Source organism: Bradyrhizobium altum (assembly GCF_020889705.1).
GTDB lineage: Bacteria > Pseudomonadota > Alphaproteobacteria > Rhizobiales > Xanthobacteraceae > Bradyrhizobium > Bradyrhizobium altum.
In genome coordinates, this window is the sequence record NZ_JACMYP010000023.1 from 1 (window position 1) to 25649 (window position 25649).

Here is a 25649-nt window from a genome sequence, read left to right on the forward strand (position 1 = left end):
GCCTTGGGCGCCGCCGGTGCCGGGGGCGTCTGTGCGACCGCTGCCCCCGTCATCACCAGCACGACGGCCGCCATCATTGCCGCGGCCAGGCGAAGCTGGCGCGGGCGGACGGCAAAAGGCTGGGCAGGCGGATTTGGCATAACCGGCAATATCAGGAAATTGAACGGCTTATAGACCATCCGGCGCGTGATGCGAGCGCCGAATGGGTTAATTCTGAGCCGGAAATGGCGGTCAAAGATACCGTTTGAGATCGGTCGCCGCCTCTTCCGGCGCCCGTTTCAGATTGAACGGCGCAACGAAATGGCCGTCGCGGTCCATCAGATAGATCAGCGCAGTGTGATCCATCGTGTAGTCGCCATCCTTCAGCGGCACCTTCTTGGCGTAGACCCGGTAGCTCGACAGCACCTTGGCGATCGCGGCGGGATCGCCGGTCAGGCCCTTGAGGTGCGGATCGAAGCTCGAAAGGTAGTCCTTCATCGCCGTGGCGGTGTCGCGTTCCGGGTCGACCGAGACGAAATAGGCATTCACGCGGTCGGCGTCCTTGCCCATCGCCTTCAGGACCTCCGAGATCTCGAACAGCGAGGTTGGGCAGATGTCCGGGCAATGGGTGAAGCCGAAGAAGATCAGCGTCGGCTTGCCCTGGAGGTTCTTGTCGGAGACGGTCTGGCCGGACTGGTCGGTGAGCTGAAACGGCCCGCCGATCGCAGCCGGCGCGGCGACGGTGCGCAAGCCGCCGACCGCCCACAACATGAGGAACAGGCCGACCGCCAAACTGCCCGCGAAGGCGGCAAAGATCACCAATGGGCGCGTGGTCCGGGGCATGATACGAGGGCGTCCTTGTCAGAAGCAGGCGGCAATGCCGGCCGTGATCATTTCGAAAAACACCGCGGTCCCGTAGTGGAACCAGAGCGCGGCAGCGGCGAGCAAGGCCAATCCGCCGATTCCGGCAGCGCCCCACAGGATCGCAGATGCCACCCGGCCTTGCGGAGCCGTCATGAACTCGGATCGGGTGGAGATCGGCTGAACCATGCGGTTGAGATAAGCCGGGTTCCGGCAGGCAGCAAGCGCAATGGCGGCCGCACGTCGTCAAATCATAGCGAGGCGATTTTCGGCGCTTGCCCCATCATGCCCGGCCCGCCGAGCGAGATAGGTAGCTCAGCGCGCGGGCTCTGTTGCGCAGGCTCAGTGCGCGGGCTTGGGCGCCGAGGCCTGGGCGTTGAGATAACACGGCTTGTATAGGGCCTGCAGTTGCCTGCCTTGCAGGAAGATCATGCGCCGGGTCAGGCCACCGCGGTCGGTGATCCATCTGCGTATCGCCGGCGGGTACATCAGGTACAGCATATGGGTGGCTTCGGGATTGGGGACCGGGCGGCCGTTGTCGCCGTAATCCCAGGCGGCATGGAAGCCGAGACTGGCGTGCGAGGTCACACAGATCCGGTCATGCGGGACCTTGCCGAGCACGATGGTGCAGGCTGAGGCGCACAGCCCGTCGATGATCACGGTTTCGCCCGATGTGCGCAGGTCCTGATACCTGTCGACATAGACGCCGATCTTGCCGCCGCGATCATCGGCGATCCTGACCACGGCTTGAGACGCCCCCATTCCCGCCAGCAGGAGAACCGCAGCGAGCAACCCCGTCATCAACTTCATTTTGGCCAGCCCCAGTCGAAACCGAATCTGTTTGGTCTGTGATGCAAGACAATCGTGAGCGTGTTGCCGCCGCGGATTTTTGTCCAGACGAGCGAAGCCGGTCAAAACAAATTCAAATTGGGTGTTGCGCGCGCGCTGCAGTGGAGCGTGGAAAAGGTCCCAAACTGGAACAACTTGCCGCAACCATTTGATGCCTCGCCGCCACAGGCAAGATCCATTTGGCGTTGACCGCGCACAACGACGCGGTCTTGAATTCCGGCGAGACGGGGGAAATCAGAATGGCCGACGATGCAGATGTGATCGTGATCGGCGCCGGACTTGCCGGCCTGGTCGCCGCAACCGAGATCGCCGACGCCGGCAAGCGCGTCATCGTGCTCGACCAGGAAGGGGAGCAGAGCATCGGCGGCCAGGCCTTCTGGTCGTTCGGCGGATTGTTCCTGGTCGATTCGCCGGAACAGCGCCGGCTCGGCATCAGGGATTCCGTTGAGCTGGCGCTGCAGGACTGGATGGGCACCGCGGGCTTCGATCGCGAGGAGGATCACTGGCCGCGTAAATGGGCCGAAGCCTATGTCGCGTTCGCCGCGGGCGAGAAGCGTGACTGGCTGCGCGCGATGGGCCACCGCATTTTCCCGGTGGTCGGCTGGGCCGAGCGCGGCGGTTACGACGCCATGGGCCACGGCAATTCGGTGCCGCGCTTCCACGTCACCTGGGGCACCGGCCCCGGCATCGTCGAGCCGTTCGAGCGCCGCGCGCGCGAGGCCGCGAAGAACGGACAACTGGTGTTCAAGTTCCGTCATCGCGTCGATGCACTCAGCATCAGCAACGGCACGGTCGACGGCGTCGACGGCGCGATCCTGGAACCGTCAGGCGTCGAGCGCGGCAAGAGTTCCTCGCGCAACGTCATTGGTGATTTTTCGCTGCGCGCGCAGGCTGTGATCGTCGCCTCCGGCGGCATCGGCGGCAATCATGATCTGGTGCGGCAGAACTGGCCGAAGCGGCTTGGCGAGCCGCCAAAGTTCATGATCTCCGGCGTGCCGGAGCATGTCGACGGCCGCATGATCGGGATCACCGAGGCCGCGGGCGGCCGGCTGATCAACCGCGACCGCATGTGGCATTATGTCGAAGGCATCCAGAACTGGAACCCGATCTGGCCGCGTCACGGCATCCGGATCCTGCCGGGACCGTCGTCGCTCTGGTTCGACGCGACAGGCAAGCGGCTGCCGGCCCCGCTGTTCCCGGGCTCCGACACACTCGGGCAACTGCACTACATCATGACCACGGGCTACGATTATTCGTGGTTCATCCTGACCCAGAGCATCATCAAGAAGGAGTTCGCGCTGTCGGGCTCGGAGCAGAACCCCGACCTCACGGGAAAAAGCTGGCGCATGACGATCAAGCGCGCCACCAACAAGGGCGCGCCGGCGCCGGTGGAGGCGTTCAAGCAGCACGGCGCCGACTTCATCGTGCGCGACAATCTCACTGAGCTCGTCGGTGCCATGAACAAGCTCGCCGGCAACGACCTCTTGCAGCCCGACGCCATCAAGACGCAGATCGAGGCACGCGACCGCGAGATCACCAATCCTTACGTCAAGGACGCGCAGGTGATGAACCTGCACAATGCGCGGCGCTATATCGGCGACAGGCTAATCCGGACCGCGAAGCCGCACCGCATTCTCGATCCCGAGCACGGCCCGCTGATCGCGGTGAAGCTCAACATCCTCACCCGCAAGACGCTCGGCGGCTTCGAGACCGACCTCGATTCGCGCGTATTCGGCAACGACCACCAGATCATCCGCGGGCTCTACGCAGCCGGTGAAGCCGCCGGTTTCGGCGGCGGCGGCATGCACGGCTATCGCTCGCTGGAGGGCACGTTCCTCGGCGGCTGCCTTTTCTCGGGCCGCAACGCAGGGCGCGCGGCGGCGAAGGCGGTGAACTAAACCAGCGCGCGCTGTTCCGAGATGCGGGAAGCCCGCCGGCTGGAACCGGCGGGCCTTCGCTGTTCAGTCCGAATGTCTTCAGGCTGCTGCGAACTTGGTCAGGCCGTCCTGGTGAACAGCGTCAGGATGCCGTTGCTGAGATTGACCGCGACGACTTGTGCGGAGCTGAGGCCGTTCGCCTTCAGTGCGGATACTGCTTCCTGGGACGCGTCGACGGAACCCCGCAGGTTCCGCAGGTCGTCTTCGCTAGCCTTCGCCACGACAGCCTCGACCCTCGACCGGACTTCAGGCTTGAGTTCCTTGACGTCCACGACCTGTATGGTCCGGATGACGGTGGACTCGTCAGACTGAGCCTGCGGCGGCGTGTTCGGTTGCGCTCCCTGCGTTTGCGCCCAAGCAGGCGTTCCAAGCGAGAGTGCAGCAACGATGATGGATGCCGTCGAGATGCTGATGCGCATGAGTATTCCTTGTGTTGATTGCCCCCAACATCCCGTGACAACGGGCTTTGCTTGCTTAAGGTTCCGGCCGGAAATCCGTTCGTCGCAGGGGGCTGCCAAAATATCGAAAACAACCCCATGCAAAGTAGCCGGCGGTGGCCGGCGTTCGACCAGGCAACTTGACACGTCGGGCAACTCAGGGATATATTTCTAATATTCAGAAATTGCGTAAATGTCCCGCCGCAGCTTGATCTTGCGCCAGGCCGTGTACCCATAAGCCCGGCAGGTGACACGTCCGCTCTGCTCTCATGGCGACCAGGTTCGTCCGCAGCACGATAGGTCACGATAGGCCAACAGCAGACGTGATAGCCGGATCAGTTCGCTCGTTTCCAAATTACGTCGACTATATCTCCCGCCGGGGGACGAACGGTCAGCGTCAGCTGGTCTGCCGCAATGGCGACAAAGCGCTTCTGTTCGGTGCCATTCCAGTTTGGAAAGGAACTGCCTTCGACGTGGATCGCGATGCTGCTATCTGCCTCGTTAGCAGAATACGTTCCGAAGTAGGTTATCGTGCCGTCGGCGGTTTCCTTGTTTTCCTCGGGTGTGCCCTGCCACAGGGTATTGCTCGCGTATCTGGCTCGATCCGAGCGCATCACCGTGATGATGTATCGCCCACCCGCATCAAAGAACGCGATGCCCTTCGGAGCGGCCCCATAACGCTCGATCTTGGTGCCGTCGTCTTTCTTCTGCTCCCACGAGAGCAGCGTCCACGTGCCCACCAATTGATCTTTTAGCGATTGTTTCTGACCCAGCGCGTCGATTGTCATCATGAACGATCCAAAAGCCGCAACGGCGCAGGCGGCGAAAATTGCTCGCAAAGTCATTGGTCTATTCCAAACGGAGGATCGATAGCATCAGTCGAGCACCCCGGACGTTACCATGCGCGGGCGAGCCGGGTAAGATAAAGGCCGGCATGTCCGCACTGGAGCCAATACCGAACCTGTTGCCACTCCGCTGCCCGAAGAACTTGCCGTGGCGGGCCAGGAGGCAGTCGTCGCAGGGCTCGCAGGTTTCATTCCCCGTGGTTAGTATGGCCATACTCGAAGTCTGTTCCTTCATAGGAGACAGCATATGCGCTTCTTCGCCCTCGCTGTTGTCGTGTATTGCTATTTTACGCCTGGATTGGCTTTCGCGCAGGACACAGCGAGGCAATTGGCCGGCAGTTGGAAGCTGACTTCGTGGACCATTCAGATCATCGGTGGAGACGTCACGGAACCGTTTGGTCACAATCCGAAAGGCAGGGCGCTCATCACGCCGGACGGGTACGCGGCATTCGTCATCGCGGCGGCAAATCGCAAGCCGGCGGCAAACGATGCAGAGTCAGCAGCTCTCCTCAAGACGCTGATGGTTTACACCGGCCCGTTCACCATCGAGGACGACAAGTTCACGACCAAGGTCGATATATCCTGGAATGAGCTTTTGACCGGGCAGGACCAGGAGAGATTTTTCAGGTTGCAGGGCGACAAGTTGACCATTCGAACGGCTGAACAAGCCAGTGCCGTTTATCCCGGCAAGAAGGTAGTCGGAACCCTCACCTGGGAGCGCGAACGCTAAGACCGGCCGGGCCAGTGTTCGACGTTCTTGCACGCCGAAGCGCTGTGACGTCGGCTTGCCCCCCGACACCGAACTTTGGATAGCAAGCGCGGCATTTCCGCAAAGGGCCAAGAAGCGACGGCGCTTTTCGCTCGTTGCCTACATTGGGGCGCGTCGGAAACTCTTCCTCAACCCGTAGATGCTGTAAATTTCTCAACCACATCCAAAGGAGCGGAATGTCCAGATGGGAGCCTCGATTAGCGACACCGCCTCCACAATCCTGTCGATCACACTTTTTGTTCTGGGGTTCGTCGCAACGGTCCTGTGGGGGCCGTCCTTCGAGCGGTTCGGCGACGACGTCGAGGCCCCGTATATCTTCAAGATGGTCGGCATCGGGCTGATCGTGTTTTTCTTGATCGCAATCACCTTCAGGCTCATCTGAACAAAGCCCCTTGGAAGGGCGGCTCCGGGTCAGAAGGCGACAAAGGCTGCTGACCGCGCGACTGTCCGCCTTGTGTCACAAGCCGGACATCAACGGGACGATGCCAAAGTCATGGCAGCGTGTCGGCCGTCAACTCGTCGCGCGAAGAGCGAACCAATGCACCGCTCGGCTGTGACCTTTCAGTCAAAAGCTGCCATCAGGACGCGGAAACCCTCGCCCTTTAGGGGGGCCTGTTCGATGCAGGTCTGCGCGCGCGCGACGATTTCCTTTGGTGACAGCTCCTTGAGAATTCGATCACGTTCATTCCCAACAATGAGAGCAAGCTCTATGAGACGTTCACGTTCACCTTCAGGCTCACGTGTGTCCAACCTTCTGAAAGTCGCCGACGCGTTCTGATGGTTGATCTCAGCGTCGTTCGCTTTCTGTCGTAGGGTGGCGTCAGTCGGGACTTTGCCGGTTTCCATAAGCTTGTCCGCGACAAAGATAGTCGTCGCGCAGGTGAGATGGATGTCATCTTGGCGGGAACAAGCCACTACAGATAAGGTCGTAGCAGCAAGTAGAGCTAAAACTGCGGTTCTGCAAAGAGGGTTCACGCTTAATTTCGGTTCTGACCCAGGGACAAAGGTGCCGACACCACAATTACACTTGTGGATTGCATAAATGCACTCCGTCAACCGAAAGCGCGGTGAATGCTCAATTTCCCATGAACAGAGGAAGTCCGCTTAGGGTCAAACTGAGAAGAACTCAGCATGAGCACATGTCTTCCGGGCCTCCCAAAATGCGGACATCGCTCGGTGCAGTTGGCTTGTCTCCGACGGGCTAAAGCGAGCTTGACCCGGGTCTTCGTCGTGTCCGGCTATTTCGAGACGACGTTCACACCTTTGAGGCCCTTCGCATCGATCGCTTTCTGCACCACGCCGGTCTGTCTTGCTTCTTCGACAAGTGTCGCGAGCAGAGCCTGCGCCGCGGGAGAGCGGCCTTTCGGCAATGCGGCCGCCACGAGAACCGTCCCAAAGGCGCCCGGCACGATCTTGGCGCCGGTCAGGGCCCCGGCGGCAGGATACCCGACGCCGGAGTCTGCGCCAAAGACGTCCGCTTTGCCGGAGCGCAGTAGGTCGGCTGCGTCAGCCGCGATGGTCGGGCTCAGAGGGATACGGACGATCTCAGCGGCCTTGATCTCCCGCGTCAGCACACGGTCGGAGGGAGCGCCACGGATGGTGCCAATCCTTATGCCTGCCTTGTCCACGGAGGCGATATCGGGAAATTCTGTTCCCGGCGCGGCCACGTAGACGAGACTTATGGCCCAAAGGTTCGCCGTTGAATCCGCCTTGTCGGTCGGGGCAAGGACGCGTGGCCCGATGGCGATGTCCCATTCAGCCTTGCCAAAGCTTTGTAGATAGGCTTCCGGGTTCGGGTACATCACCGGTTCAACGGCAGCACCCAACTTCTGTCCGACGAAACCCACGACGGGTTCGGCCACGCCTCCGAGCACGGTAATGGCAATCATGCCGACCCGCAGCTTTCCACCGGGCGCGATCTCCGAGACAAGGGATGTCTGCCCGAATACCGCGCCGAACACCCCCAGCAATGCGGCAATCGATAGGAGAAGCCGTCTCATGTGGGTCTCTTCCGAAAGGAACACGCAGCGCAATTCTACCAACCAACGATGAGGATTGCTTAGGTCCTGATGTCCGAGTCGGATCATGACGGTTTCAGCGGAGATTGTCGGCCGGCTGATGTTCGCTTCGCAAGCGTCCAACTGCGGACTGCCCCTATCCGGCTATGGCTGGCCGCGCGTCATGAGCCCGCGCTCTAATCTGCCTCCGCACTGAGGAAGCGCACGCCGAACGTGTCGGCGTTGGCCTCGCCCCAATCGTAGAGCGCCTGCAGCATCGGCTTCAGCATCTCGCCGCGTTTGGTCAGGCAATAGCGCGAGGAGCCGCCGCCGCGCTCCTGCATGACGAAGCCGGAATTGCAGAGATCGCGCAGGCGCTCGGTCAACACCTTGTCGCTGAGATGAGGGATGTCGTGGCGCAGTTCGCCATAGCGCATCGGCCGGACCTTCAGCCGGCTCAGGATCACGGTCTTCCATTTGCCGCTGAGCTGATCGATCGAGAACTCGACCGGGCAACCATATTTGCGCTTGGTCTTGCGGATCATCGCAACTCTCCCGCGGCACTTTCCATCTGGTTCGTTGAGAGCCGCCGTCGATCCATCTAAGCACGCTTTGCACGGGTTGGGCGAGTTCAGGGATCATTGCAAGGCATGACAGAGGACAGTTCCGCCCGAGGCCCGAGCGACGAGCAACACAAGCGCAAGCGCATCATCGTCAGACGCAACGGGCCCTGCGAGCCCGAGCCCGGCATCCCGATCGTCGATCATCTCGGCGTGCCGATCGCAGCCGAGGCGCCGGCGCGGCTCTGCCGCTGCGGACAATCGCGGACAAAACCGTTCTGCGACGACAGCCACGTTGCGCGCGGCTTCACCGGCGCCAAGGATCCACGGCGCGTGCCCGACAAGCTCGACGTCTATGCGGGCCAGCAGGCCTACGTGTTCGACAATCGCGGCACATGCGCGCATTCCGGCTTCTGCACCGATCGGCTCAACTCCGTGTTTCATCTCGGCGAGGAGCCTTTCATCGCGCCGAGTGGGGCGCGCCTCGACGACCTCATCAATGCGGTGCGCAGATGCCCATCGGGCGCGCTCGGCATCGGCATTGGCCCCGCGCGGGACGCCAACCTGTCCGACGTCGACCGGCCGCCACAGATCGAAGTGTCGAAGGACGGCCCCTATCGCGTCACCGGCCATGTCGAACTGGTCGACGAGGATGGCGCGCCGATCGCACGGAATGCGGGTGCGTCGCAGGAGCATCTCAGCCTTTGCCGCTGCGGCTCGTCGCTGAACAAGCCGTTCTGCAGCGGCATGCACTGGAATGTCGCATTTCACGATCCCGTTCCGGATCCAATGCGCGAGCCGACGCTGTTCGAATGGGCGGGCGGATATCCCGCGCTGCTCGACATGACGCGCATCTTCTACAGCCGCTACGTGCCGGAAGATCCGCTGCTCTCCCCGCTGTTCGCCGAGATGTCGCCGGATCATCCCGAACGGGTGGCGGCGTGGCTCAGCGAAGTGTTCGGCGGACCGCGCTTTTACACCGAACGCTATGGCGGCTATCGGCGGATGGTGTCGCAGCACATCGGCAAGGAGATCCGGCCGGAGCAGCGCGCGCTGTGGGCCACCTACATGGTGCAGAGCGCCGACGATGCCGGGCTGCCGTCCGACCCGGAATTCCGCGCCGCATTCGTCGCCTATATCGAATGGGGCTCGCGGATCGCGGTGGAGAATTCCGGCGCCGACGCGAAACCGCCGCCAAACATGCCGGTGCCGCGCTGGTGGTGGGTCTGCAACGCAACGCCCGCCGCGCGGCCGCCCGCAATCGCCGGCGATGCGCAGGCCGCGAACGAAGTCAGCGTCGCGCTGCCCGGTTCCGGCGAGGCCGTGCAATTCGAGCAGCACATCCGGCCGCTGTTCCGGCCGATGGACCGCAACTCGATGCTGTTCGCCTTCGATCTCTGGAAGGAGGCGGACGTCGCCAGGCACAATCGGCACATCCTGGCCCGGCTGGAAGCCGGCACCATGCCGTGCGACGGTGCCTGGCCGGCCGAACAGATCGCGCTGTTCGCGCGCTGGGCCGATGCCTTGAACGAGCCAACCTGATCGTGACGCCAGGCTCCCGACAGACCGGTTGAACCCGCCTCGCCGGCGTGCTGCAATCGCCGCAGCAAGGCGGGTTTCTTTGGCGATGCGACGGTGCCCAATCGGCTTACCGGCTTTGGCCGGCGCACTTGCGTTGAGCAGTGTGCCGGCGGCTGCGGATTCGCTCGTCATCAACGGCACGACGCGAACATTCACGCTGCAGGCTCCGGCCGCCAAGCCGGCGCCGCTCGTCATCGTGCTGCACGGCAAGACCCAAAGCGGTGCCGACATGATCACGCGGACATCGTGGCCGCTGATCGCCAGGCGCGACGGCTTTGCAGCGGTCTATCCCGATGGGTTGAACCGCGCCTGGGCCGACTCCCGGCCGGACCAGCGGCGTGCCGGCAATCCGCCGCCGGAGGGCACCGACGACGTTGCCTTCATCACCCAATTGATCGCGAAGCTGGTGGGCGACGGTGTCGCCGATCCGAGGCGGATCTATGTCACCGGCATCTCCAACGGCGGCGCGATGGCCATGACGCTCGCCTGCGAACGCGCCGACCTGTTCGCCGCGGCGGCCAGCGTCGTCATGAACCTGACCGACGAATCCGCCCGCGCCTGCCGGCCCACGCGTCCGATACCGATGCTCCTGATGAACGGCACCATCGATCCACTGGTCCCCTATCAGGGCGGCCGCGGCACCAGCTATTTTGCCGTCGACGGTTTCTGGTCGACCGAGCGCACACTGGAATTCTGGCGACGCATCGATGGCTGCGAGACCAGGGACGCCGCAGCCACCGATCTGCCCGACCGCAATCCGTTCGATCAATCGACCGTCACGCGGATCGACTCGGCCTGCCCGCAGGGACGTGACGTTGTGCTTTACCGCGTGAATGGCGGCGGGCACCGCATGCCCGGCCACTTCCCCGACGCGCATTTTACGAAATTGGCGGCGACGCTGCTCGGGCCCCAAAACGGCGACATCGACGGCGCCGACACGATTTGGGCGTTCTTCGCGCGATTTCCGTGAGCGGTGCTGCAAATTGTGCAGTGGCGGTGGTCGCCGTGACAGGCTAGAGGGTTGGTTCTGATCAAATCAGAACCAAACCTGTCGATCTCTTGTCTTGACGCGTTTTCTTCACGCGAACCGGTAGCCACTTCGCTTGAAAACGCTATAGACATGCCCGCCATTCAAGTGGAGACCCAAATGAGCATTCAGCGTTTCGAAATCGGCCCGCGCATGAGCCAGGCCGTCGTGCACGGCAACACCGTCTATCTCGCCGGCGTCGTCGCCGGCAAGGCCGCGGGCGGCAGCGTCACCGACCAGACCAAGGACATCCTGTCGATCATCGACGGCCACCTCGCCAAGGCGGGCACCGATAAGTCGAAGCTGCTCAGCGCGACCATCTACATCACCGACATGAAGACGTTCCCGGAGATGAACGCGGTGTGGGACGGCTGGGTCTCGGAGGGTAACACCCCGGCCCGCGCTACCGTCGAGGCCAAGCTCGCAGCGGCGCAGTACAATGTCGAGATCATGGTCGTCGCGGCGAAATAAGCGCGACGCACGTTGTCACGACGGATGTCGGATGCCCCGAATTGCAAAATTGCAGTTCGGGGCATTTTTATTTTGCACCTCACGCGCTGATCCGCGATCGCTCGCCCGCGGCCTCACCGAGATCAGACTGAAGCCAGCGGGCAATCCGGCGCCACGAACCGGCCAGAGCCCTGCGACCCATGAACAGGCCGAGGTGGCCACACGGCTCGGTCTCCCTTTGCAGCCACGCGGGCGGTGTGCCCAAGAGCCGCATTGTGGCAAATGCCTGGTCAGGCGGAACAACGATGTCGTTCTCCGCGGCGAGCAGGAAGACTGGCAGCTTCACCTCAGCAAGATCGATCTTGCAGCCAAGCGCAACGAAGTCTCCGGCCGCGATCCGGTTCTGGCGAAAGATCCACTCGGTCACTTCGAGGTAGTAGATCCCCGGCAGATCGAGCGTCTCGCCGTTCCAGCGCCTGAAACGATCGAGCAGCGCCCGCGCATCCTCCGACTCGCCGTCGAGCGGCCGCTGCAGCGCCGCTTCCACGTCAAGCTGGCTGAACGAGATGCTCCAGAGCTGCAGCATGTGCTTGCCGCTGACGATCCCATCTCCCTGACGCACCATTGCCTCGAAGCCTTGCTGCGGAAGCGAGGCGACCATCCGCGAAAGCTGCGACGGCACCGAGAGGTCGACCGGGCTGCCCGCAAGCACGAGCCGCCGCACCTTGCCGGGAAACCGCGCCGCATACAGCAACGACAGCCAGCCGCCCTGACAGAGACCTGCAAGGTCGACAGGCGGCCCAATCGTGTCGACGGCCACGTTGAGATCGGACAGATAGGTGTCGATCGAGAAATATCGCATCTCCGGTGCCGCCGAGAGCCAATCCGTGAGATAGAGACGTGCAATACCCGCGCCCTGTAACGCCTCCATCAGGCTGTGGCCGGGTGCAAGATCCGCTATCTTCGCGCGGTGCAGCGCATAGGGTGCGCAGACCAGCAGCGGCTGGCCTTCGCCAGCTCTCGAGAAGTCCAGCAGACGCATCGACGGCAGTTGCAGCGCCACCGAATTGGCCGTCGTCCAGGGCAGCGCCGCCACTTCGTCCGCCGCATCTGTCGGTTCGGGCGCGCGACTGGGGTACCACTGCGAGTAGATATCGAGCGCCAATCGCGTGGCTTCAAACGGCCATAGCCAAGCGTGCTGCACCCAGTCGGCGCTGGCACTTCGTTCCGATGGGTCCGCCTTTTCGTGCAAGCTCATTCACCGATTGATCGCCACCGGAATAGTCCGACCGGCACGGATCGAAGCCTTGACCCTGATCAAGAACCGACGAATTCACGTTGGTCACTCTACGCCAAACCCGCCGGGACGGCAGCCACGCCGGGACGTCACGATTTCGCGATCCCGGCACGCCTTGCAGCCAGGCGCGGACACCATCGCTTCGGCGGCTATGCGGCGCGCGCCGCGCTCTTCTCTGCATCGAGCCTGCGTGCGAACAGCCAGCGGAAATAGGTCAGCGGCGCATCGGCGCCGATCGCCAGCAGCTGATAATCCGGATCGACGTCGAGCACCTTCTGCTGCGCCTCGATGAAATCCTTGTCCTCGTTGAAGGCCTCCTCGAGGGAATGCCGCAGCGACAGCGAAATGTTCGGATTGTCGGTGTCGAAATCGTGCAGGTAGTTCCAGAAGAAGTGCGTCGACGAGCGCGTCTCCGGCGTCATGAACTGCGCGTTGCGGTATTGCCGCGTGCCCGGAACCTGGACGCCTTTCTCCACGCCCTGCCCCGCCGGCGCAAATGTCGTGTCGAGCGTGAAGATGCCCGGCACGATCATGCGGCCGATATTGCGACGATCGACCTTGTCGTCGCGGTTGGAGATCACCTTCTTGTGGTAGGGCGGCGCATCGGCGCCCATGTGCCAACGCTCGACGCGGAAGCCGTCGTCGAGCTTCTCGATTGCGACCGGCTTGGTCTTGTAGGCGTATTCCTCGGAGCCGCCGAGCGTGTTGGTGTGCACGAAGGCCAGATGCGCGAAGTCGCTGAGGTTATCGACGATCAGGAGCCAGTTGGCCTTGTAGTGCATGTAGCCCGGCAGGCCGCGCCATTTGGGATCCTCGAGCGGCGGATAGTCGAGGATCAGCTTCGGATCGGCCTTCTCGGGATCGCCGGTCCAGATGAAGATCATGTTGTAGCGCTCGACCACCGGATAGCTGCGGACGCCGAGCTTGGCCGGGATCGCGTCCTGACCGGGGATCTGGATGCACTTGCCGTCGGCCGCGAACTTCATGCCGTGATACATGCACCTAATGTCGTCACCCTCGACGCGCCCCATCGAGAGCGGCGCGGCGCGATGGCAGCACCGGTCGTCGAGCGCGACCACCTTTCCGCTGGCGCCGCGATAGATCACGATCGGCCGCTCCAGGATGGTGCGCGCCAGCTTCTTGCCGTCGATCAGCTCGTGATTCAGCGCCGCCACGTAACCAGGCGTTGCGCAGGAAAATTCCGTCATCGGCCATGTCAGCCTCCCAATGCAATGTTGCTTGCAATGAGGTTAGGTGATCCCGGTCATCGGGATAATCCGATTTGGCTGGACACACTGTACCGCTGGATGGACAATCGGCCATGGAGTGGCGCGACTGGGAGTTGTTTTGCGAGGTTGTCGAGCATGGCGGCTTCACCGCGGCCGCGCGCGTGCTCGGGCATCCCAAATCGAGCCTCAGTGCTGCGGTGCAGCGTCTCGAGGCCAATCTCGGGCTGCGGCTGATCGAGCGGACCACGCGGCACCTGCGGCTGACCGATTCCGGCGAGACCATCTATCGCAAGGTTCGCCCGCTGTTCGCCGCACTGCACGACACCCACAGCGAGGCGCTGGCGATGAGCAGCGCCGTTTCGGGCACCCTGCGCATCAAGGCGCCCTACGAATTCGGCGCGCATCACGCAGGGCCGGTCGCCTGCGCCGTGATGGGCCGCCATCCGGAGCTCGCGATCCGGATCGACGTCGAGCACGACATCGTCAACCCGATCGCGGAAAATTACGACATCGTGTTCGCGATGCTGGAGGCGCCGCTGCCGTCGGCGGGCATCGTGATCCGCCGCGTCTTCACCCTCGAGCGCGGCCTGTTCGCGGCGCCGGCGCTGCTGGAGAAGTTCGGCGAGCCGCGCACGCTGGATGAGTTGAGGAAGCTGCCGCTGTTGACCGGTCCCAGCGATCCGCCATGGGCGATCACCGCACCCGGCGGTGTGGTCGAGCATCTCGCTGTCGATCGCGCGCGCCTCACCAGCTCGAATGCCCATGTCCGCCTGCAGGCGGCGCTCGCCGGACATGGCGTGCTGCGGGTGACGGCGAGCTACACCCGCGCGGCGGTCGCGGCCGGCGAGTTGCGGCGGCTGCTGCCGGACCATGCCTGCGAGCCGCTCAACGTGCACGCGCTGCTGCCGGCGCGGCAATTCGTCCCGGCCAAGGTGCGCTGCTTCCTCGATGCGATGGAGGCGCACGCGCGCGGTGATCCGGAGGCCTATATCAGGCCGTGACCTGCGCATCGGTTGCGTGCGCGATGACCTGCGAGGTAATCGATCGGCGCAGGCGAACCTTCGATAGTCCGGACAGCCGCACAGTCCGGCACTTCAGAAGGAGAGCACCATGACCGACCACACGACCATCGCGCGCCGCTATATTGAACTCTGGAACGAGCGGATGCCGAGCCGACGCCGCGAGATGCTGAGCGAGAACTGGACCGCCGATGCGCGTTATGTCGATCCGATGATGAGCGGCGACGGCCATGAGGGCGTCGACGCGCTGATCGTGGGCGTGCAGCAGAAGTTTCCGGACTTCACCTTCAAGCTGATCGGCGAGCCGAACGGCTTCGGCGACCACGTCCGCTTCTCCTGGGGCCTCGGGCCGAACGGCGTCGACAGCCCGATCAAGGGCACCGACTTCGCCATGCTGAAGGACGGTCGGATCAGGAGCATCACCGGGTTCCTCGACCAGGTGCCGGGCGCCTGACCCAGGCTCCCCACAGTCGTCATTCCGGGGCGACGCGCAGCGTCGAGCCCGGAATCCATTCAGCCGCAGCGCTTGCGGTCCGATGGATTCCGGGCTCTCGCTTCGCGAGCCCCGGAATGACGAGGGGACAGAACGCCAACGCCGTTACGTCAACCGCTTCCACCCCCGCAATGTCGCTGCTAGTCTTCCCGAAACACAGGGAGGACGCCATGAAGGCAGATTACGCCTTCAAGACTTCGGTCGTCAGCGACATCACGCCGGCGCTGCTGGCGATCGGCCGCGACGGCTTTCCGCAAGCCCTGATCGGCGCGCTGCGCCGCGTCGCCGGTGTCGGTCACTGCATGGTGTTCTCGTTCACGGGCCCGCGGTCCGCCGCGTGCCTGCTCGACGTCGGCAACATCCCGACCGGACGCGACCTCGGGATCGCCTATTCGGAACATTTCCATCAGGCCGACCCGAACCGCGAGGCGGTGTTCGAGGGCCAGGCGCAGGCCGTGCCGATCCTGCTGCCGACCTTTGCGCGCCGGATGTACAGCGACGGCTATCGGAAGATTTTCTTCGACGATTCCGACATCGTCGACAAGTTCGCCTCTGCGATCTGGACAGGCGACACCTGCTTCTACGTCAATTTCTACCAGATCACCGAGCAGGGCCGCTTCAGCCGCGAGCAGATCGCGCGCCTGGCCGCGGTGGCGCCCGCGTTGACCGCAGCCGTGGCGCGGCACTTCCAGCGCGATCCGGCAGCGGACGCCGATCCGATCGCGCGGCTGAAGAGCCTGTTTGCGACCACTGAGCCGCTCGCCAGACTGACCGGCCGCGAGAAGGAGGTGTGCCTGGGCATCCTTTCGGGCCTCAGCTCGGAAGCGATCGCGGCCGAGCTCGGCATCGGGCTGCACTCCGCCCTCACCTATCGCAAGCGCGCCTATGACAAGCTCGGCATCTCCTCGCAGAACGAGCTGTTCGCGATCGCACTGCGCCTGATGGCATCGGCACGCCAGCTGAACTGAAGAACCTGAGCCGCCGCCTCTCCCTGTCCCCAACCGTGGGGACAGACCGGTCACGTCTGTCGGCCTATGCTCGGCTCGAAACCTGAGGCCAACCTGAGATCACGTCGTGAGCACTGCTCCCCATTTCGACATCGATGTCCCCGCGTTCTGGCAGGATCCCTACCCGACGCTGGCGCGCATGCGCAGGGAGGCGCCGATCGCCTTCGTGCCGCAGCTCGGCAGCACGCTGCTGTGCAACCGCGACGACATCTTCGTCTCCGAGAAGCAGATCGACGTGTTCTCGTCGCACCAGCCCGAGGGGCTGATGAACAGGCTGATGGGCCACAACATGATGCGCAAGGACGGCGATGCGCACATGAACGAGCGCAAGGCGATCTTCCCGGCGGTCTCGCCGAAGACCGTCAGATCGCACTGGACCGCACAATTCGCCGGACATGCGACGCGCATCCTCGATGAATTGACGCCGAACGACGTGGTCGATTTCGTGCAGGCCTTCGCGCTGCCATTCTCGGCCGAATGCCTGAAATCGATCACCGGCCTCACCAACATGCGCTTCCAGGACATGAATGCCTGGTCGCAGGGCATGATCGACGGCATCGCCAACTACACCGGCGATCCCGCCATCGAGGCGCGCTGCCGCGCGGCGACCTCGGGCATCGACGCCGCGATCGACGAGATGGTGCCGGTGTTGCGCAAGACGCCCGACCTCAGCCTGCTCGGCGTGATGCTGCAGACCGACATGGCGATGGAGAGCGTGCGCGCCAACATCAAGCTCGCGATCTCGGGCGGCCAGAACGAGCCCCGCGACGCGATCGCCGGCACGGTGTGGGCGCTGCTGACCCACCCGGATCAGCTGGCGTTGGCTGTGGGCGGCGCGATCCCGTGGCTGCAGGTGTTCGAGGAATATGCGCGCTGGATCTCGCCGATCGGGATGTCGCCGCGGCGGATCGCAAAGCCCTGGACGATCAGGGACGTTGCATTCGAGACCAACGAGCGCGTGTTCCTGATGTTCGGCTCGGCGAACCGGGACGAGAAGCATTTCGACAGACCTGATGCATTCGATGTGCGCCGCGACGCCAGCAAGAGCATCGCCTTCGGCGCCGGTCCGCATTTCTGCGCCGGCGCCTGGGCCTCGCGCGCCATGGTCGCCGACGTCGCGCTGCCGGCGATCTTCGACAGGCTGAAGAACCTGCGGCTGATCAAAGACCGGCCGCCGCGGATCGGCGGCTGGGCGTTCCGCGGCCTCTTGGATTTGCCGGTGACGTGGGACGCGTAAGCGCTTAGAGCTTTTCCCTTTCCGATGGAATCGGAACGGGGCTCTAGATTCCTGTTTTGACGCGTTTTCTTTACGCGAACCGGTATCCACTTCGCTCGAAAACGCTCCTACCGCCCCCAGCGCAGCACCACCGGATCGAGCGTGCGCGCGATCTCGATCAGGCCAGCGCGCGTGGCCGGATGCAGCGGTTGCAACGGGTGCCGCACCGCGTCCGACTTGATGACGCCGCCCTCGCGCATCAGCACCTTGCAGGCCTGCAGCCCGCATTGCCGGTTCTCGTAGTTGATCAGCGGCAGCCAGCGCGCATAGGCCTGCACGGCCTCGTCGCGGCGGCCGGCGAAGAACGGATCCATGATCTGGCGGATGCCGTCGGGATAGCCGCCGCCGGTCATCGCACCGGTGGCACCGGCATCGAGATCGGCCATCAGCGTGATCGCCTCCTCGCCGTCCCACGGCCCTTCGATCACGCTGCCGCCCTTCTCGATCAGGCCGCGCAGCTTGCCCGCGGCCATCGGCACCTCGATCTTGAAGTACCTGACATTGGCGAGCTCTTTCGCCATCCGTGCCAGGAAGTCTACCGAGAGCGGCGTGCCCGCGACCGGCGCATCCTGGATCATGATCGGAATGTTGATGGCGTCCGACACCACCCGATAGAACTCGTAGATGCCTGGCTCGGGAACGCGGAAGGTCGCGCCGTGATACGGCGGCATGATCATCACCATCGCGGCGCCGGCGGTCTCCGCCTCGCGGCTGCGCGCGGCGCACACCGCCGAGGAGAAATGCGTGGTCGTGACGATCACGGGGATGCGGCCCGCGACGTGCTCGAGCACGGCATGCATCACGGTCTCGCGCTCGGCATCGGTCAGCACGAACTGCTCGGAGAAGTTGGCGAGGATGCAAATGCCGTGCGAGCCGGCATCGATCATGAAATCGATGCAGCGCCGCTGTCCGTCGAGATCGAGGTTGCCGCCGGCGTCGAAGATGGTCGGCGCCACCGGGAAGACGCCGCGATAGGGACGCTGTGCCGAAATCGTCATGTCAAATCCTCCCTCATGAATTGTCGCAGCTTGATCCGTCACACCTTGCGGAACGGCAGCGGCGGACCCTCGAGCCTGCGCAGGCCCGGCTCGCGCCGCTCGAGCCACCAACCATACTGCTTCGGCCAGGACGCGAACACCTCGCCGCCTCCGCCGCCAAGCGCGAGTTCGGCATGCACCGGCCAGTTCGGATCGAACAGCGCCTCGCGCCCGATCGCGACCAGATCGGCCTGGCCGTTGGCGAGGACATCTTCCGCCTGCTGCGGATGCAGGATGAGGCCGACCGCGATGGTGGCGACCTCGGCGGCGCGACGGATTTCTTCCGCATAGGGCACCTGGAAGCCATAACCGCGCGGAATCCGCGCCGCGGTCGCCGAGCCGAGCAGGCCGCCCGACGAGCAATCGATCAGATCGACACCGCGCGCCTTGGCTTCGCGCGCGAACGCGATCTGATCCTCGAGCGTCAGGCCACCATCGACACCATCGACCGAGGAGATCCGCACCGACAGCGGCCGCTCCGCGGGCCAGGCGGCGCGCACGGTCTCGATGATCTCGAGCGGGTAGCGCATCCGCCCGGCGCGGTCGCCGCCATAGGCGTCGCTGCGGCGATTCGACAACGGCGAGAGGAATTCGTGCAGGAGATAGCCATGCGCGCAATGTACCTCGACGAATTCGAAGCCGGCCTCCACCGCGCGCAAGGTGGCGCGCCGCCATTGCTCGCGCAACGCGGCGAGCTCGGCCGCATCGAGCGCGTGCGGCATCAGCCAGCCTTCCTCCATCGGGATCGCGCTCGGGGCAACCGTCCGCCACGGCAGATCGCCGCGGGCGCGGTCGGCCTCGTCGAGTGCGGCATTGCCGTACCAGGGGCGCTGCATGCTGGCCTTGCGACCGGCATGCGCGAGCTGGATCGAGGGCACCGCGCCGTTGTCCTTCAGGAAGGCGGCGATGCGTTCGAGCGGCGCGATCTGCTCGTCGTTCCAGATGCCGACGTCGCCATGGGTGATGCGGCCTTCGGCGGTGACCGCCGCAGCCTCGACCATCACGAGCCCGGCGCCGCCCTGGGCGAATTTGCCGAGATGCACGAGATGCCAGTCATTGGCGAGGCCGTCGGTCGCCGAATACTGGCACATCGGTGAAATCAGGATGCGGTTTCGGGAGGTGACGCCGCGAAGCGTGATCGGCTGAAACAGAAACGGCTGCGACATCGGGTCCTGCGGGAACGTGGTGGCGGGAAAATGGCGGCGGAAAACTAGGCGGCGCGCGAGCTGATCGCAAGCCGCGCCGCAGCGCAGGCGGCAAGACCAGCGCGCATGCAGCGCATCCACTGCGGCGCGATCCGCAAAACCCGCAACACCTGCCGCAGATATTTTTCCCGGTTGGTAAACATTTTCCGTCATCGCCGGGTCAAGCCACCGTTCGCAATTCGTGCCGGACATGCCTACATTGCCGACATGAAAAAAATCGGATTCCTCTCGTTCGGGCACTGGACGCCCTCCCCGCAATCCCAGGCCCGCTCGGCCGCGGATGTGCTGCTGCAATCCATCGACCTCGCGGTCGCCGCCGAAGAGCTCGGCGCAGACGGCGCGTATTTTCGAGTCCATCACTTCGCCCGCCAGCTGGCCTCGCCCTTCCCGCTGCTGGCGGCGGTCGGCGCGAAGACCAGCCGGATCGAGATCGGCACCGCCGTGATCGACATGCGCTACGAAAATCCGCTCTACATGATCGAGGACGCCGGCGCGGCTGACCTGATCGCGAGGGGACGTTTGCAACTCGGCATCAGCCGCGGCTCGCCCGAGCAGGTGATCGATGGCTGGCGCTATTTCGGCTATCAGCCGGGCGAAGGCGAGACCGACGCCGACATGGGCCGCCGTCATGCCGAGATCTTCCTCGATATGCTGCGCGGCCAAGGATTTGCGCAGCCGAATCCGCGGCCGATGTTTCCCAACCCGCCCGGCCTGCTGCGGCTCGAACCGCTCTCGGACGGCCTGCGCGAGCGGATCTGGTGGGGCGCCGGTTCGAACGCCACCGCGGTCTGGGCGGCAAAGCTCGGAATGAACCTGCAGAGCTCGACCCTGAAGAGCGACGAGACCGGAGAAGCCTTCCATATCCAGCAGGCCGCCCAGATCCGCGCCTACCGCGCCGCATGGAAGGAAGCCGGTCACACCCGCGAGCCGCGGGTCTCGGTCAGCCGCAGCATCTTCGCGCTGGTCGACGATCGCGACCGCGCCTATTTCGGCAACGGGCAGGAGGAAGACCAGATCGGCTTCATCGACGAGCGGACACGCGCGATCTTCGGCCGCGGCTACGCCGCCGAGCCGGAGAAACTGATCGAGCAGCTCAAGACGGACGAGGCGATCGCGGAGGCCGACACCCTGCTGCTGACGGTCCCCAATCAACTCGGCGTCGCCTACAACGCGCATGTGATCGAGAGCATCTTGACTCACGTCGCGCCCGCCATGGGATGGCGCTGATCACAAACGAAGGAATGATGCAACCTCGGCCACTTACCGGCCGCTCTCGCGTTCCGACGGAACTCCGTTCTCAAACGCGGAGAACTACGGAAACATAACTGCGCGTTGTGAGAAGAACAGGTCGAGTACAGTGCGTTAGGCGCGCACGTTGCGTGAACAGACCGCCGTAATATCCCGGGATCATCCCGCGAGGCCGGTTTGTGGCCGCGACGCGCGCGAACGACAACTGCGCACCCGATCAGAACAATCGCAAACAGCGCGTCGTCTCAAATGAACGCTCGCGGACACGAGCGGAAAAGGTCATCGTTCAGGCTTGAAGGGACGCACAGGTCTTGGCGCATAAAAGGGATTAGCCAGGCAGGTTGCCGGATTCCCCGCAGCGCTGGCCAGGCACTCCTTCATCGACATGAAGATACAGTCCATTCGGTCGCCGACCAGTTCACCGTAAACACGCATGCAGACGGGATAGCGGGGATCATACATTTGTGCCGATGCCGGCTTCGTCATGCAAAGCGCGCCCAACGCGAGCAGCAGCGCTCCCAGCAACCTCACGTCAAGTCTCCCGCTACTGCCGCGAAAATACATTGTCTTGCCGACAGGACTGTCCCGCGCAATTTAGCCTTGGGGCTGACCTTGGGGCTGGAGCGGGCGAAGGGAATCGAACCCTCGTATGCAGCTTGGGAAGACGATTCATTTACTCTTTCGGTCCAAGGAATCGTGGCGTTAAGCTATTGATAACGCTAAAAAATGCATCATAATAGCCTCTTCGAACGCACCATGAACGACCGGACGCCATCAATAGCTGTTTTTGTACGCCCGTTGTACGAGTTTTTTTCTACCATGCCGAGTCCTTCGAAATACAGGCGCAAGTCGCTTCGCCTAAACGAAGCAGCTGTCGATGACGCTATCCTTCTTAGCCAAGACGAAGGCATTAAGGGGATGGTGGTGGAATGGCGAGACGTCGGAACGGTCGGGCTAACCCTACGGATCACTCCCAACAAGCCGATCTGGTACCTGCGCAGGCGGGAGATGACGATCCGCTTGGCCGACGTCCGCGATCTTGACCTAGACAACGCCCGGTACATCGCGAAGCAGATTCAGCTCGCCGCATCGAGAGGCCGTGACCTGCGAGACGTTGCGTCCGTATTTGACCATTTGATCCTTCCGGACCGGCGTGTTGCGCCTGGGCCGATGCGCGACGGGTTCTATCGAGAGCTCGAAATGCGGATGGATGAAGATCTAGCGCGAGTCGAAAAAGCGCGAAAGCTACCTGTCAGGCCTGAAGCGCCGTTCTGGACATGGAAGACGCTGACCGAAAAGTTTCTTGAATACAAGCTGCCCAAACTCAAGGCCAAGTACAGGAAGGCTTACAAGCACTACCTGGAGCTTGAGCCCTTTAGGGCGATCGCGGACAAGATGGTCCGAGACGTCAAGCTCAGCGATCTCGAACGTATCCGGAATGCAATCGGCGTTCAGAACGCCAAGTCCGCCGTGCATCGCGCCGTTACCCAGTCGAAGCGAATGCTGAGTTGGGCCTGGAGATTCCATGCGACAGCATCGGGACTAGAGGAACTTGAATACGAATGGTGGAATCGCCTGTCTTTCGAGTACGAGACGAAAGAACGAACGCACGCCCCCACCGTGGTAGAAATCGCAAGAACGCTACTTCTCGCTGAACGTTACGCGCAGCTGGATGGTGGTCATAAAGTATACGCCGGAACGCTGGGCGCATTGTGGGGCATCGCTCTCACCGCTCAGAGGACAGGCGCCTTCCTTCAGCTCCGCAAGGATCGTTTGTTCGACGCATCGAAGACCAACCGCAGACTTCGCGGTTGGAAGGTAGCGAACTGGACGTCGGACGAGATGAAAGGCGGTAGGGATGGCGGTCGACCTCATTCGCTTCCCCTGCCAGAAGCACTGAAGGTACTCGACAGATATTATGCGCAGTCTGGCGGCAAGTCCCCTTGGATGTTTTCGGGTCGCGACCCGAAGAAGCACACAACGGCCGGTTCGCTGAATCATTTTATGTATCGTTTGCAGGGAGTGGTGTGGGACCATACTGTGCGACAAAAGCCTCAGAGAAGCGGAAAGCCCGGCCCGAAGCCAAAGCCAATGAAGGTGTATCCCAATCTCTTCGCGCGCTACAATGTTGCCCCGTGGACGTTACACGATTGCCGACGAACACTGACCACGTTGCTGGACGACAAGCGTCTAGGAGGGTCGGCTACCGCCATACTCGGGCACAAGACCTCGACCAGTCGCATGAGTGAACGCGAAAAGCTTGCGCCTGTCACAGAGCAACACTACAGCCAATCGCAGAGGATCGATCTGAAGGCTGAGGGGATGGCGCTTTGGGTGAAGACGCTCCTCGCAGCCTACGAGAAGGAACGGCCGCAAGTTCCGTGAATTACGTCTCGATCGACTCGCCGCATGAACCGTCCGTCCAGTTCTCGCGCTCAATACAGACATTTACCTAATCTGAGAGAAGACAGACCTCGACCTGGCCGGTGACCGACGCTTTCGACGTCATCAGTATCGTCAACTCCGGGCTCCACGGGTATCGGCAGGATCGTCGCGGAGTTCAGGTGCTCAACGGTCATGAACGCGATCGAGCGAACTGAACGGATCAAAGCGCTCGTAAAGATCGCGGTCGCCATTCTTCGGCGCAACGGCGACGGCGGCTATCTCGATCTGCCCGGAGCCGGTCGCGTTCGCTCCTATGAGTTTCGGTTCAACGAGATGGCCCTATCGCTTCGTCGTCTTGTCGACGACGACGCGCGCGAGACAACGTTGACCGTGAAATTCGACGGCGAAAGGGTGCTGGCAGCGACGTGGACCGTCGATGGCATCACGAAGCGATCGTTTAAGCCGGGCGGATGGGAGGAGGTTCTGCGTCGTTACGGCCGGCTGCCAGTGCTGCGTGGCACTCAGCGCGCGCGAGTGGATGATCGGCCGCGCTGAGGGGTAGGGTCAGCGCTTATCGCCTGTTCCTTCGGATAGCGCTTCCATTGCACGTAATCGTAGTTGCCGGACCACCGATAAACGATGCCGTCGCATTGCTCGCATCTGAAGTACTTAGTCGCCGTGCGCGATACTTGGCTGGCTTCGTAGATGGCCATGCAGCCCTCACAAACGAACATGACCCTCACGGTCCGTTCGGCGCCGGGCATCGTCGTTTTCTTGCAGCTGGTGTCTGTCATCGGGCCGCCAAATTAGGCGGGGCCACAGCCTCTCCCGGAGAACGGCGGCCCCTGACCGCGCGGTACTCATGACTAAAGCCAATCCGCACGGCTGGCACGATGATTGGACGCGGACCGAGTGGCAGCAACGCAATTCAGTTCTTAACCTTGCTGTTTGAGGTTAACGGGTAACATTGATCACGTCAGATCGCGGCGGATCAGTCAGAGTTTTGACCGGCGGTTAACCGATCTCGCCTAGACTTGGCACCCAGCCAGACTGGAGACGTGGAAGTGTCCTTCCAACTTACCGTCTTGAAAGTACTGGCCGGCCAGTCCGCCGGGCGTGCCCCCGTTGCCGAAATACGACACGCCGTTGCAATCTTGATGAACAGCGGCAGAGACTGGACCGATCGCATGAAGCGGTTGGCCGAACATGCGCCCGATCTCAACATCTTTTCGGCGAAGTTCGTGCTTCGCGATGATGCGGGTTGGGAAATCACGGAGGAGGGGCGGCTATTCCTGGCCGCGCTCGAAACGGCAGTCGCTGTTCGAAGATCGCCGCTTCGATCAGTCGACGATCCGCCAACGAGTGAACTCGCCGGGCAACTGGCGAGGGACGCGGCAACATTGTCCGATCCGCCCCGAAACCGTCGTCAGAGGCCGCGGCGCCGCCGCGGGAAGGCCGATCCGATCGGCGAACAGCGTGACACAGCACAGCCCGTTCGTCGTTAGTAGAAACGCAAACTTTCTCGCGCAGCATCGATCTTATTTGAATTTAGTTATTGATGGGCACGGAAATGATTTCTTTTCCCGACAGGCGAAAGTCTGTGCGCAATCCATCGCTGGATAATGCGCTGATCAGATTTGGTGACATGTCACTGTGCTGTGTCGTGCGCGACATCACAGAGAACGGCGCGGCGTTGAAGGCAGATGATCCGCCATCGTCTCTTCCTGACCAGTTCACGCTTATCGTTCCACCCAGCAAAGCTTTCTCCTGCAGCGTCGTCTGGCGCAAAGATGGATGGGTCGGCGTCGCATTCGCTGCGGAGTGAAACGCGCGATTGCCTCCCAAAACGCCTGCGAATTGCGGGGAAAACTTCTATGGCAATGTAACCTACGTCACACACAGTACAACCGTTGAACTGGCACAATCCCGCGGTCATTCAGCGGGGGCGTCATGGACGACGAGTTTTGCAAGGAGAGGGCGCGGACCGTGCGGGCGCTTGCTGAACAAGCTGACCCGTTCATCAAGAAACGTCTGCTACGGCTGGCCGCTCACTACGAACGACGGGTCGATCAACCGGAAAAGACCGATTGTGATCGAGCTGACCTGCCGGCGCTCGGGTCGCCGATCCGGCCATCGTGACATGTCGTCGGTCAATTGCCCG

The 25649-nt window shown here is 62.8% G+C and carries 30 protein-coding genes; 16 read left to right on the forward strand and 14 right to left on the reverse strand.

The genetic code is table 11. The annotated features are described in order from the left end of the window. Positions 1-231: 231 nt before the first annotated feature. From H8B02_RS09165 to H8B02_RS09175, 3 genes are all read right to left on the reverse strand, one after another. Positions 232-822: an SCO family protein gene (locus tag H8B02_RS09165; protein ID WP_229165905.1), complete on the reverse strand. Its 591-nt coding sequence runs from the start codon at positions 820-822 to the stop codon at positions 232-234. 18 nt (positions 823-840) lie between these two features. After that, positions 841-996: a hypothetical protein gene (locus H8B02_RS09170; protein ID WP_229165906.1), complete on the reverse strand. Its 156-nt coding sequence runs from the start codon at positions 994-996 to the stop codon at positions 841-843. A 186-nt stretch (positions 997-1182) separates the two neighbouring features. Continuing rightward, a complete protein-coding gene (locus tag H8B02_RS09175) occupies positions 1183-1650 on the reverse strand; it encodes a hypothetical protein (RefSeq protein WP_229165907.1) in 468 nt (155 codons plus the stop codon). Between the two features lie 278 nt (positions 1651-1928). On the opposite strand from H8B02_RS09175, the gene H8B02_RS09180 reads away from it, so the two are divergent. Beyond that, entirely contained in the window at positions 1929-3587 is a 1659-nt protein-coding gene (locus tag H8B02_RS09180) for an FAD-binding dehydrogenase (RefSeq protein WP_229165908.1), read from the forward strand. Between the two features lie 98 nt (positions 3588-3685). Here H8B02_RS09180 and H8B02_RS09185 read toward each other — a convergent pair whose 3' ends face one another. Both H8B02_RS09185 and H8B02_RS09190 read right to left on the reverse strand, forming a co-directional pair. Further along, on the reverse strand, positions 3686-4045 hold the full coding sequence (locus tag H8B02_RS09185; protein ID WP_229165909.1) for a hypothetical protein: 360 nt from the start codon (positions 4043-4045) through the stop codon (positions 3686-3688). 353 nt (positions 4046-4398) lie between these two features. Next, positions 4399-4908: a lipocalin-like domain-containing protein gene (locus H8B02_RS09190; protein WP_229165910.1), complete on the reverse strand. Its 510-nt coding sequence runs from the start codon at positions 4906-4908 to the stop codon at positions 4399-4401. 247 nt (positions 4909-5155) lie between these two features. Here H8B02_RS09190 and H8B02_RS09195 point away from each other — a divergent pair, with 247 nt between their 5' ends. After that, positions 5156-5638, forward strand: coding sequence for a lipocalin-like domain-containing protein (locus H8B02_RS09195; RefSeq protein ID WP_229165911.1), 483 nt, complete (start codon positions 5156-5158; stop codon positions 5636-5638). Positions 5639-5861: 223 nt separating this feature from the next. Then, entirely contained in the window at positions 5862-6059 is a 198-nt protein-coding gene (locus tag H8B02_RS09200) for a hypothetical protein (protein WP_229165912.1), read from the forward strand. A gap of 179 nt (positions 6060-6238) precedes the next feature. On the opposite strand, the gene H8B02_RS09205 is transcribed toward H8B02_RS09200, so the two are convergent. From H8B02_RS09205 to H8B02_RS09215, 3 genes are all read right to left on the reverse strand, one after another. Beyond that, entirely contained in the window at positions 6239-6523 is a 285-nt protein-coding gene (locus H8B02_RS09205) for a hypothetical protein (protein ID WP_229165913.1), read from the reverse strand. Positions 6524-6915: 392 nt separating this feature from the next. Then, the gene (locus tag H8B02_RS09210; RefSeq protein WP_229165914.1) at positions 6916-7764 is read right to left on the reverse strand and encodes a type 2 periplasmic-binding domain-containing protein; all 849 of its coding nucleotides are present in this window, start codon (positions 7762-7764) and stop codon (positions 6916-6918) included. Positions 7765-7871: 107 nt separating this feature from the next. Further along, entirely contained in the window at positions 7872-8219 is a 348-nt protein-coding gene (locus H8B02_RS09215; RefSeq protein WP_229165915.1) for a winged helix-turn-helix transcriptional regulator, read from the reverse strand. A 105-nt stretch (positions 8220-8324) separates the two neighbouring features. Here H8B02_RS09215 and H8B02_RS09220 point away from each other — a divergent pair, with 105 nt between their 5' ends. The 3 genes from H8B02_RS09220 to H8B02_RS09230 all read left to right on the forward strand — a co-directional run bounded on the left by H8B02_RS09220 (position 8325) and on the right by H8B02_RS09230 (position 11313). Further along, positions 8325-9776, forward strand: a complete 1452-nt coding sequence (locus tag H8B02_RS09220; RefSeq protein ID WP_229165916.1) for a CDGSH iron-sulfur domain-containing protein — start codon at positions 8325-8327, stop codon at positions 9774-9776. An 85-nt stretch (positions 9777-9861) separates the two neighbouring features. Then, the gene (locus H8B02_RS09225) at positions 9862-10785 is read left to right on the forward strand and encodes a CE1 family esterase (protein ID WP_229165917.1); all 924 of its coding nucleotides are present in this window, start codon (positions 9862-9864) and stop codon (positions 10783-10785) included. Between the two features lie 177 nt (positions 10786-10962). Beyond that, the gene (locus H8B02_RS09230; RefSeq protein ID WP_229165918.1) at positions 10963-11313 is read left to right on the forward strand and encodes a RidA family protein; all 351 of its coding nucleotides are present in this window, start codon (positions 10963-10965) and stop codon (positions 11311-11313) included. 79 nt (positions 11314-11392) lie between these two features. Here the strand turns inward: H8B02_RS09230 and H8B02_RS09235 are convergent, their stop codons facing one another. Together H8B02_RS09235 and H8B02_RS09240 are read right to left on the reverse strand one after the other, a co-directional pair. Beyond that, the gene (locus H8B02_RS09235) at positions 11393-12388 is read right to left on the reverse strand and encodes an alpha/beta fold hydrolase (RefSeq protein ID WP_312000747.1); all 996 of its coding nucleotides are present in this window, start codon (positions 12386-12388) and stop codon (positions 11393-11395) included. A gap of 350 nt (positions 12389-12738) precedes the next feature. Next, entirely contained in the window at positions 12739-13797 is a 1059-nt protein-coding gene (locus tag H8B02_RS09240; protein WP_229165920.1) for an aromatic ring-hydroxylating dioxygenase subunit alpha, read from the reverse strand. Positions 13798-13871: 74 nt separating this feature from the next. On the opposite strand from H8B02_RS09240, the gene H8B02_RS09245 reads away from it, so the two are divergent. The 4 genes from H8B02_RS09245 to H8B02_RS09260 all read left to right on the forward strand — a co-directional run bounded on the left by H8B02_RS09245 (position 13872) and on the right by H8B02_RS09260 (position 17574). After that, a complete protein-coding gene (locus H8B02_RS09245; protein WP_229165921.1) occupies positions 13872-14819 on the forward strand; it encodes a LysR family transcriptional regulator in 948 nt (315 codons plus the stop codon). A 109-nt stretch (positions 14820-14928) separates the two neighbouring features. Continuing rightward, positions 14929-15291, forward strand: coding sequence for a nuclear transport factor 2 family protein (locus tag H8B02_RS09250; RefSeq protein WP_229165922.1), 363 nt, complete (start codon positions 14929-14931; stop codon positions 15289-15291). Between the two features lie 209 nt (positions 15292-15500). Continuing rightward, positions 15501-16298: a helix-turn-helix transcriptional regulator gene (locus H8B02_RS09255; RefSeq protein WP_229165923.1), complete on the forward strand. Its 798-nt coding sequence runs from the start codon at positions 15501-15503 to the stop codon at positions 16296-16298. 106 nt (positions 16299-16404) lie between these two features. After that, positions 16405-17574 carry a cytochrome P450 gene (locus H8B02_RS09260; protein WP_229165924.1) on the forward strand — a complete coding sequence of 390 codons (1170 nt, stop codon included), beginning with the start codon at positions 16405-16407 and terminating at the stop codon, positions 17572-17574. A gap of 107 nt (positions 17575-17681) precedes the next feature. On the opposite strand, the gene H8B02_RS09265 is transcribed toward H8B02_RS09260, so the two are convergent. The 3 genes from H8B02_RS09265 to H8B02_RS09275 are packed head-to-tail and all read right to left on the reverse strand — an operon-like array spanning position 17682 to position 19998. Beyond that, positions 17682-18611: a dihydrodipicolinate synthase family protein gene (locus tag H8B02_RS09265; protein WP_229165925.1), complete on the reverse strand. Its 930-nt coding sequence runs from the start codon at positions 18609-18611 to the stop codon at positions 17682-17684. A gap of 38 nt (positions 18612-18649) precedes the next feature. Further along, a complete protein-coding gene (locus H8B02_RS09270) occupies positions 18650-19816 on the reverse strand; it encodes an NADH:flavin oxidoreductase/NADH oxidase (protein ID WP_229165926.1) in 1167 nt (388 codons plus the stop codon). A 44-nt stretch (positions 19817-19860) separates the two neighbouring features. Further along, a complete protein-coding gene (locus H8B02_RS09275) occupies positions 19861-19998 on the reverse strand; it encodes a hypothetical protein (RefSeq protein ID WP_229165927.1) in 138 nt (45 codons plus the stop codon). Between the two features lie 64 nt (positions 19999-20062). Here H8B02_RS09275 and H8B02_RS09280 point away from each other — a divergent pair, with 64 nt between their 5' ends. Continuing rightward, positions 20063-21082, forward strand: a complete 1020-nt coding sequence (locus H8B02_RS09280; RefSeq protein ID WP_229165928.1) for an LLM class flavin-dependent oxidoreductase — start codon at positions 20063-20065, stop codon at positions 21080-21082. Between the two features lie 300 nt (positions 21083-21382). Here the strand turns inward: H8B02_RS09280 and H8B02_RS09285 are convergent, their stop codons facing one another. Beyond that, positions 21383-21634: a DUF3551 domain-containing protein gene (locus H8B02_RS09285; protein WP_229165929.1), complete on the reverse strand. Its 252-nt coding sequence runs from the start codon at positions 21632-21634 to the stop codon at positions 21383-21385. Between the two features lie 225 nt (positions 21635-21859). On the opposite strand from H8B02_RS09285, the gene H8B02_RS09290 reads away from it, so the two are divergent. The 5 genes from H8B02_RS09290 to H8B02_RS09310 all read left to right on the forward strand — a co-directional run bounded on the left by H8B02_RS09290 (position 21860) and on the right by H8B02_RS09310 (position 25627). Continuing rightward, positions 21860-23488: a site-specific integrase gene (locus H8B02_RS09290; protein WP_229165930.1), complete on the forward strand. Its 1629-nt coding sequence runs from the start codon at positions 21860-21862 to the stop codon at positions 23486-23488. 192 nt (positions 23489-23680) lie between these two features. Continuing rightward, positions 23681-24043: a hypothetical protein gene (locus tag H8B02_RS09295; protein ID WP_229165931.1), complete on the forward strand. Its 363-nt coding sequence runs from the start codon at positions 23681-23683 to the stop codon at positions 24041-24043. Positions 24044-24546: 503 nt separating this feature from the next. After that, complete coding sequence (locus H8B02_RS09300) at positions 24547-24993, forward strand: hypothetical protein (protein WP_229165932.1); 447 nt, start codon at positions 24547-24549, stop codon at positions 24991-24993. A 53-nt stretch (positions 24994-25046) separates the two neighbouring features. Further along, complete coding sequence (locus tag H8B02_RS09305) at positions 25047-25313, forward strand: PilZ domain-containing protein (protein WP_229165970.1); 267 nt, start codon at positions 25047-25049, stop codon at positions 25311-25313. 125 nt (positions 25314-25438) lie between these two features. After that, positions 25439-25627: a hypothetical protein gene (locus H8B02_RS09310; protein WP_229165933.1), complete on the forward strand. Its 189-nt coding sequence runs from the start codon at positions 25439-25441 to the stop codon at positions 25625-25627. The last annotated feature ends 22 nt before the right edge of the window (positions 25628-25649 follow it).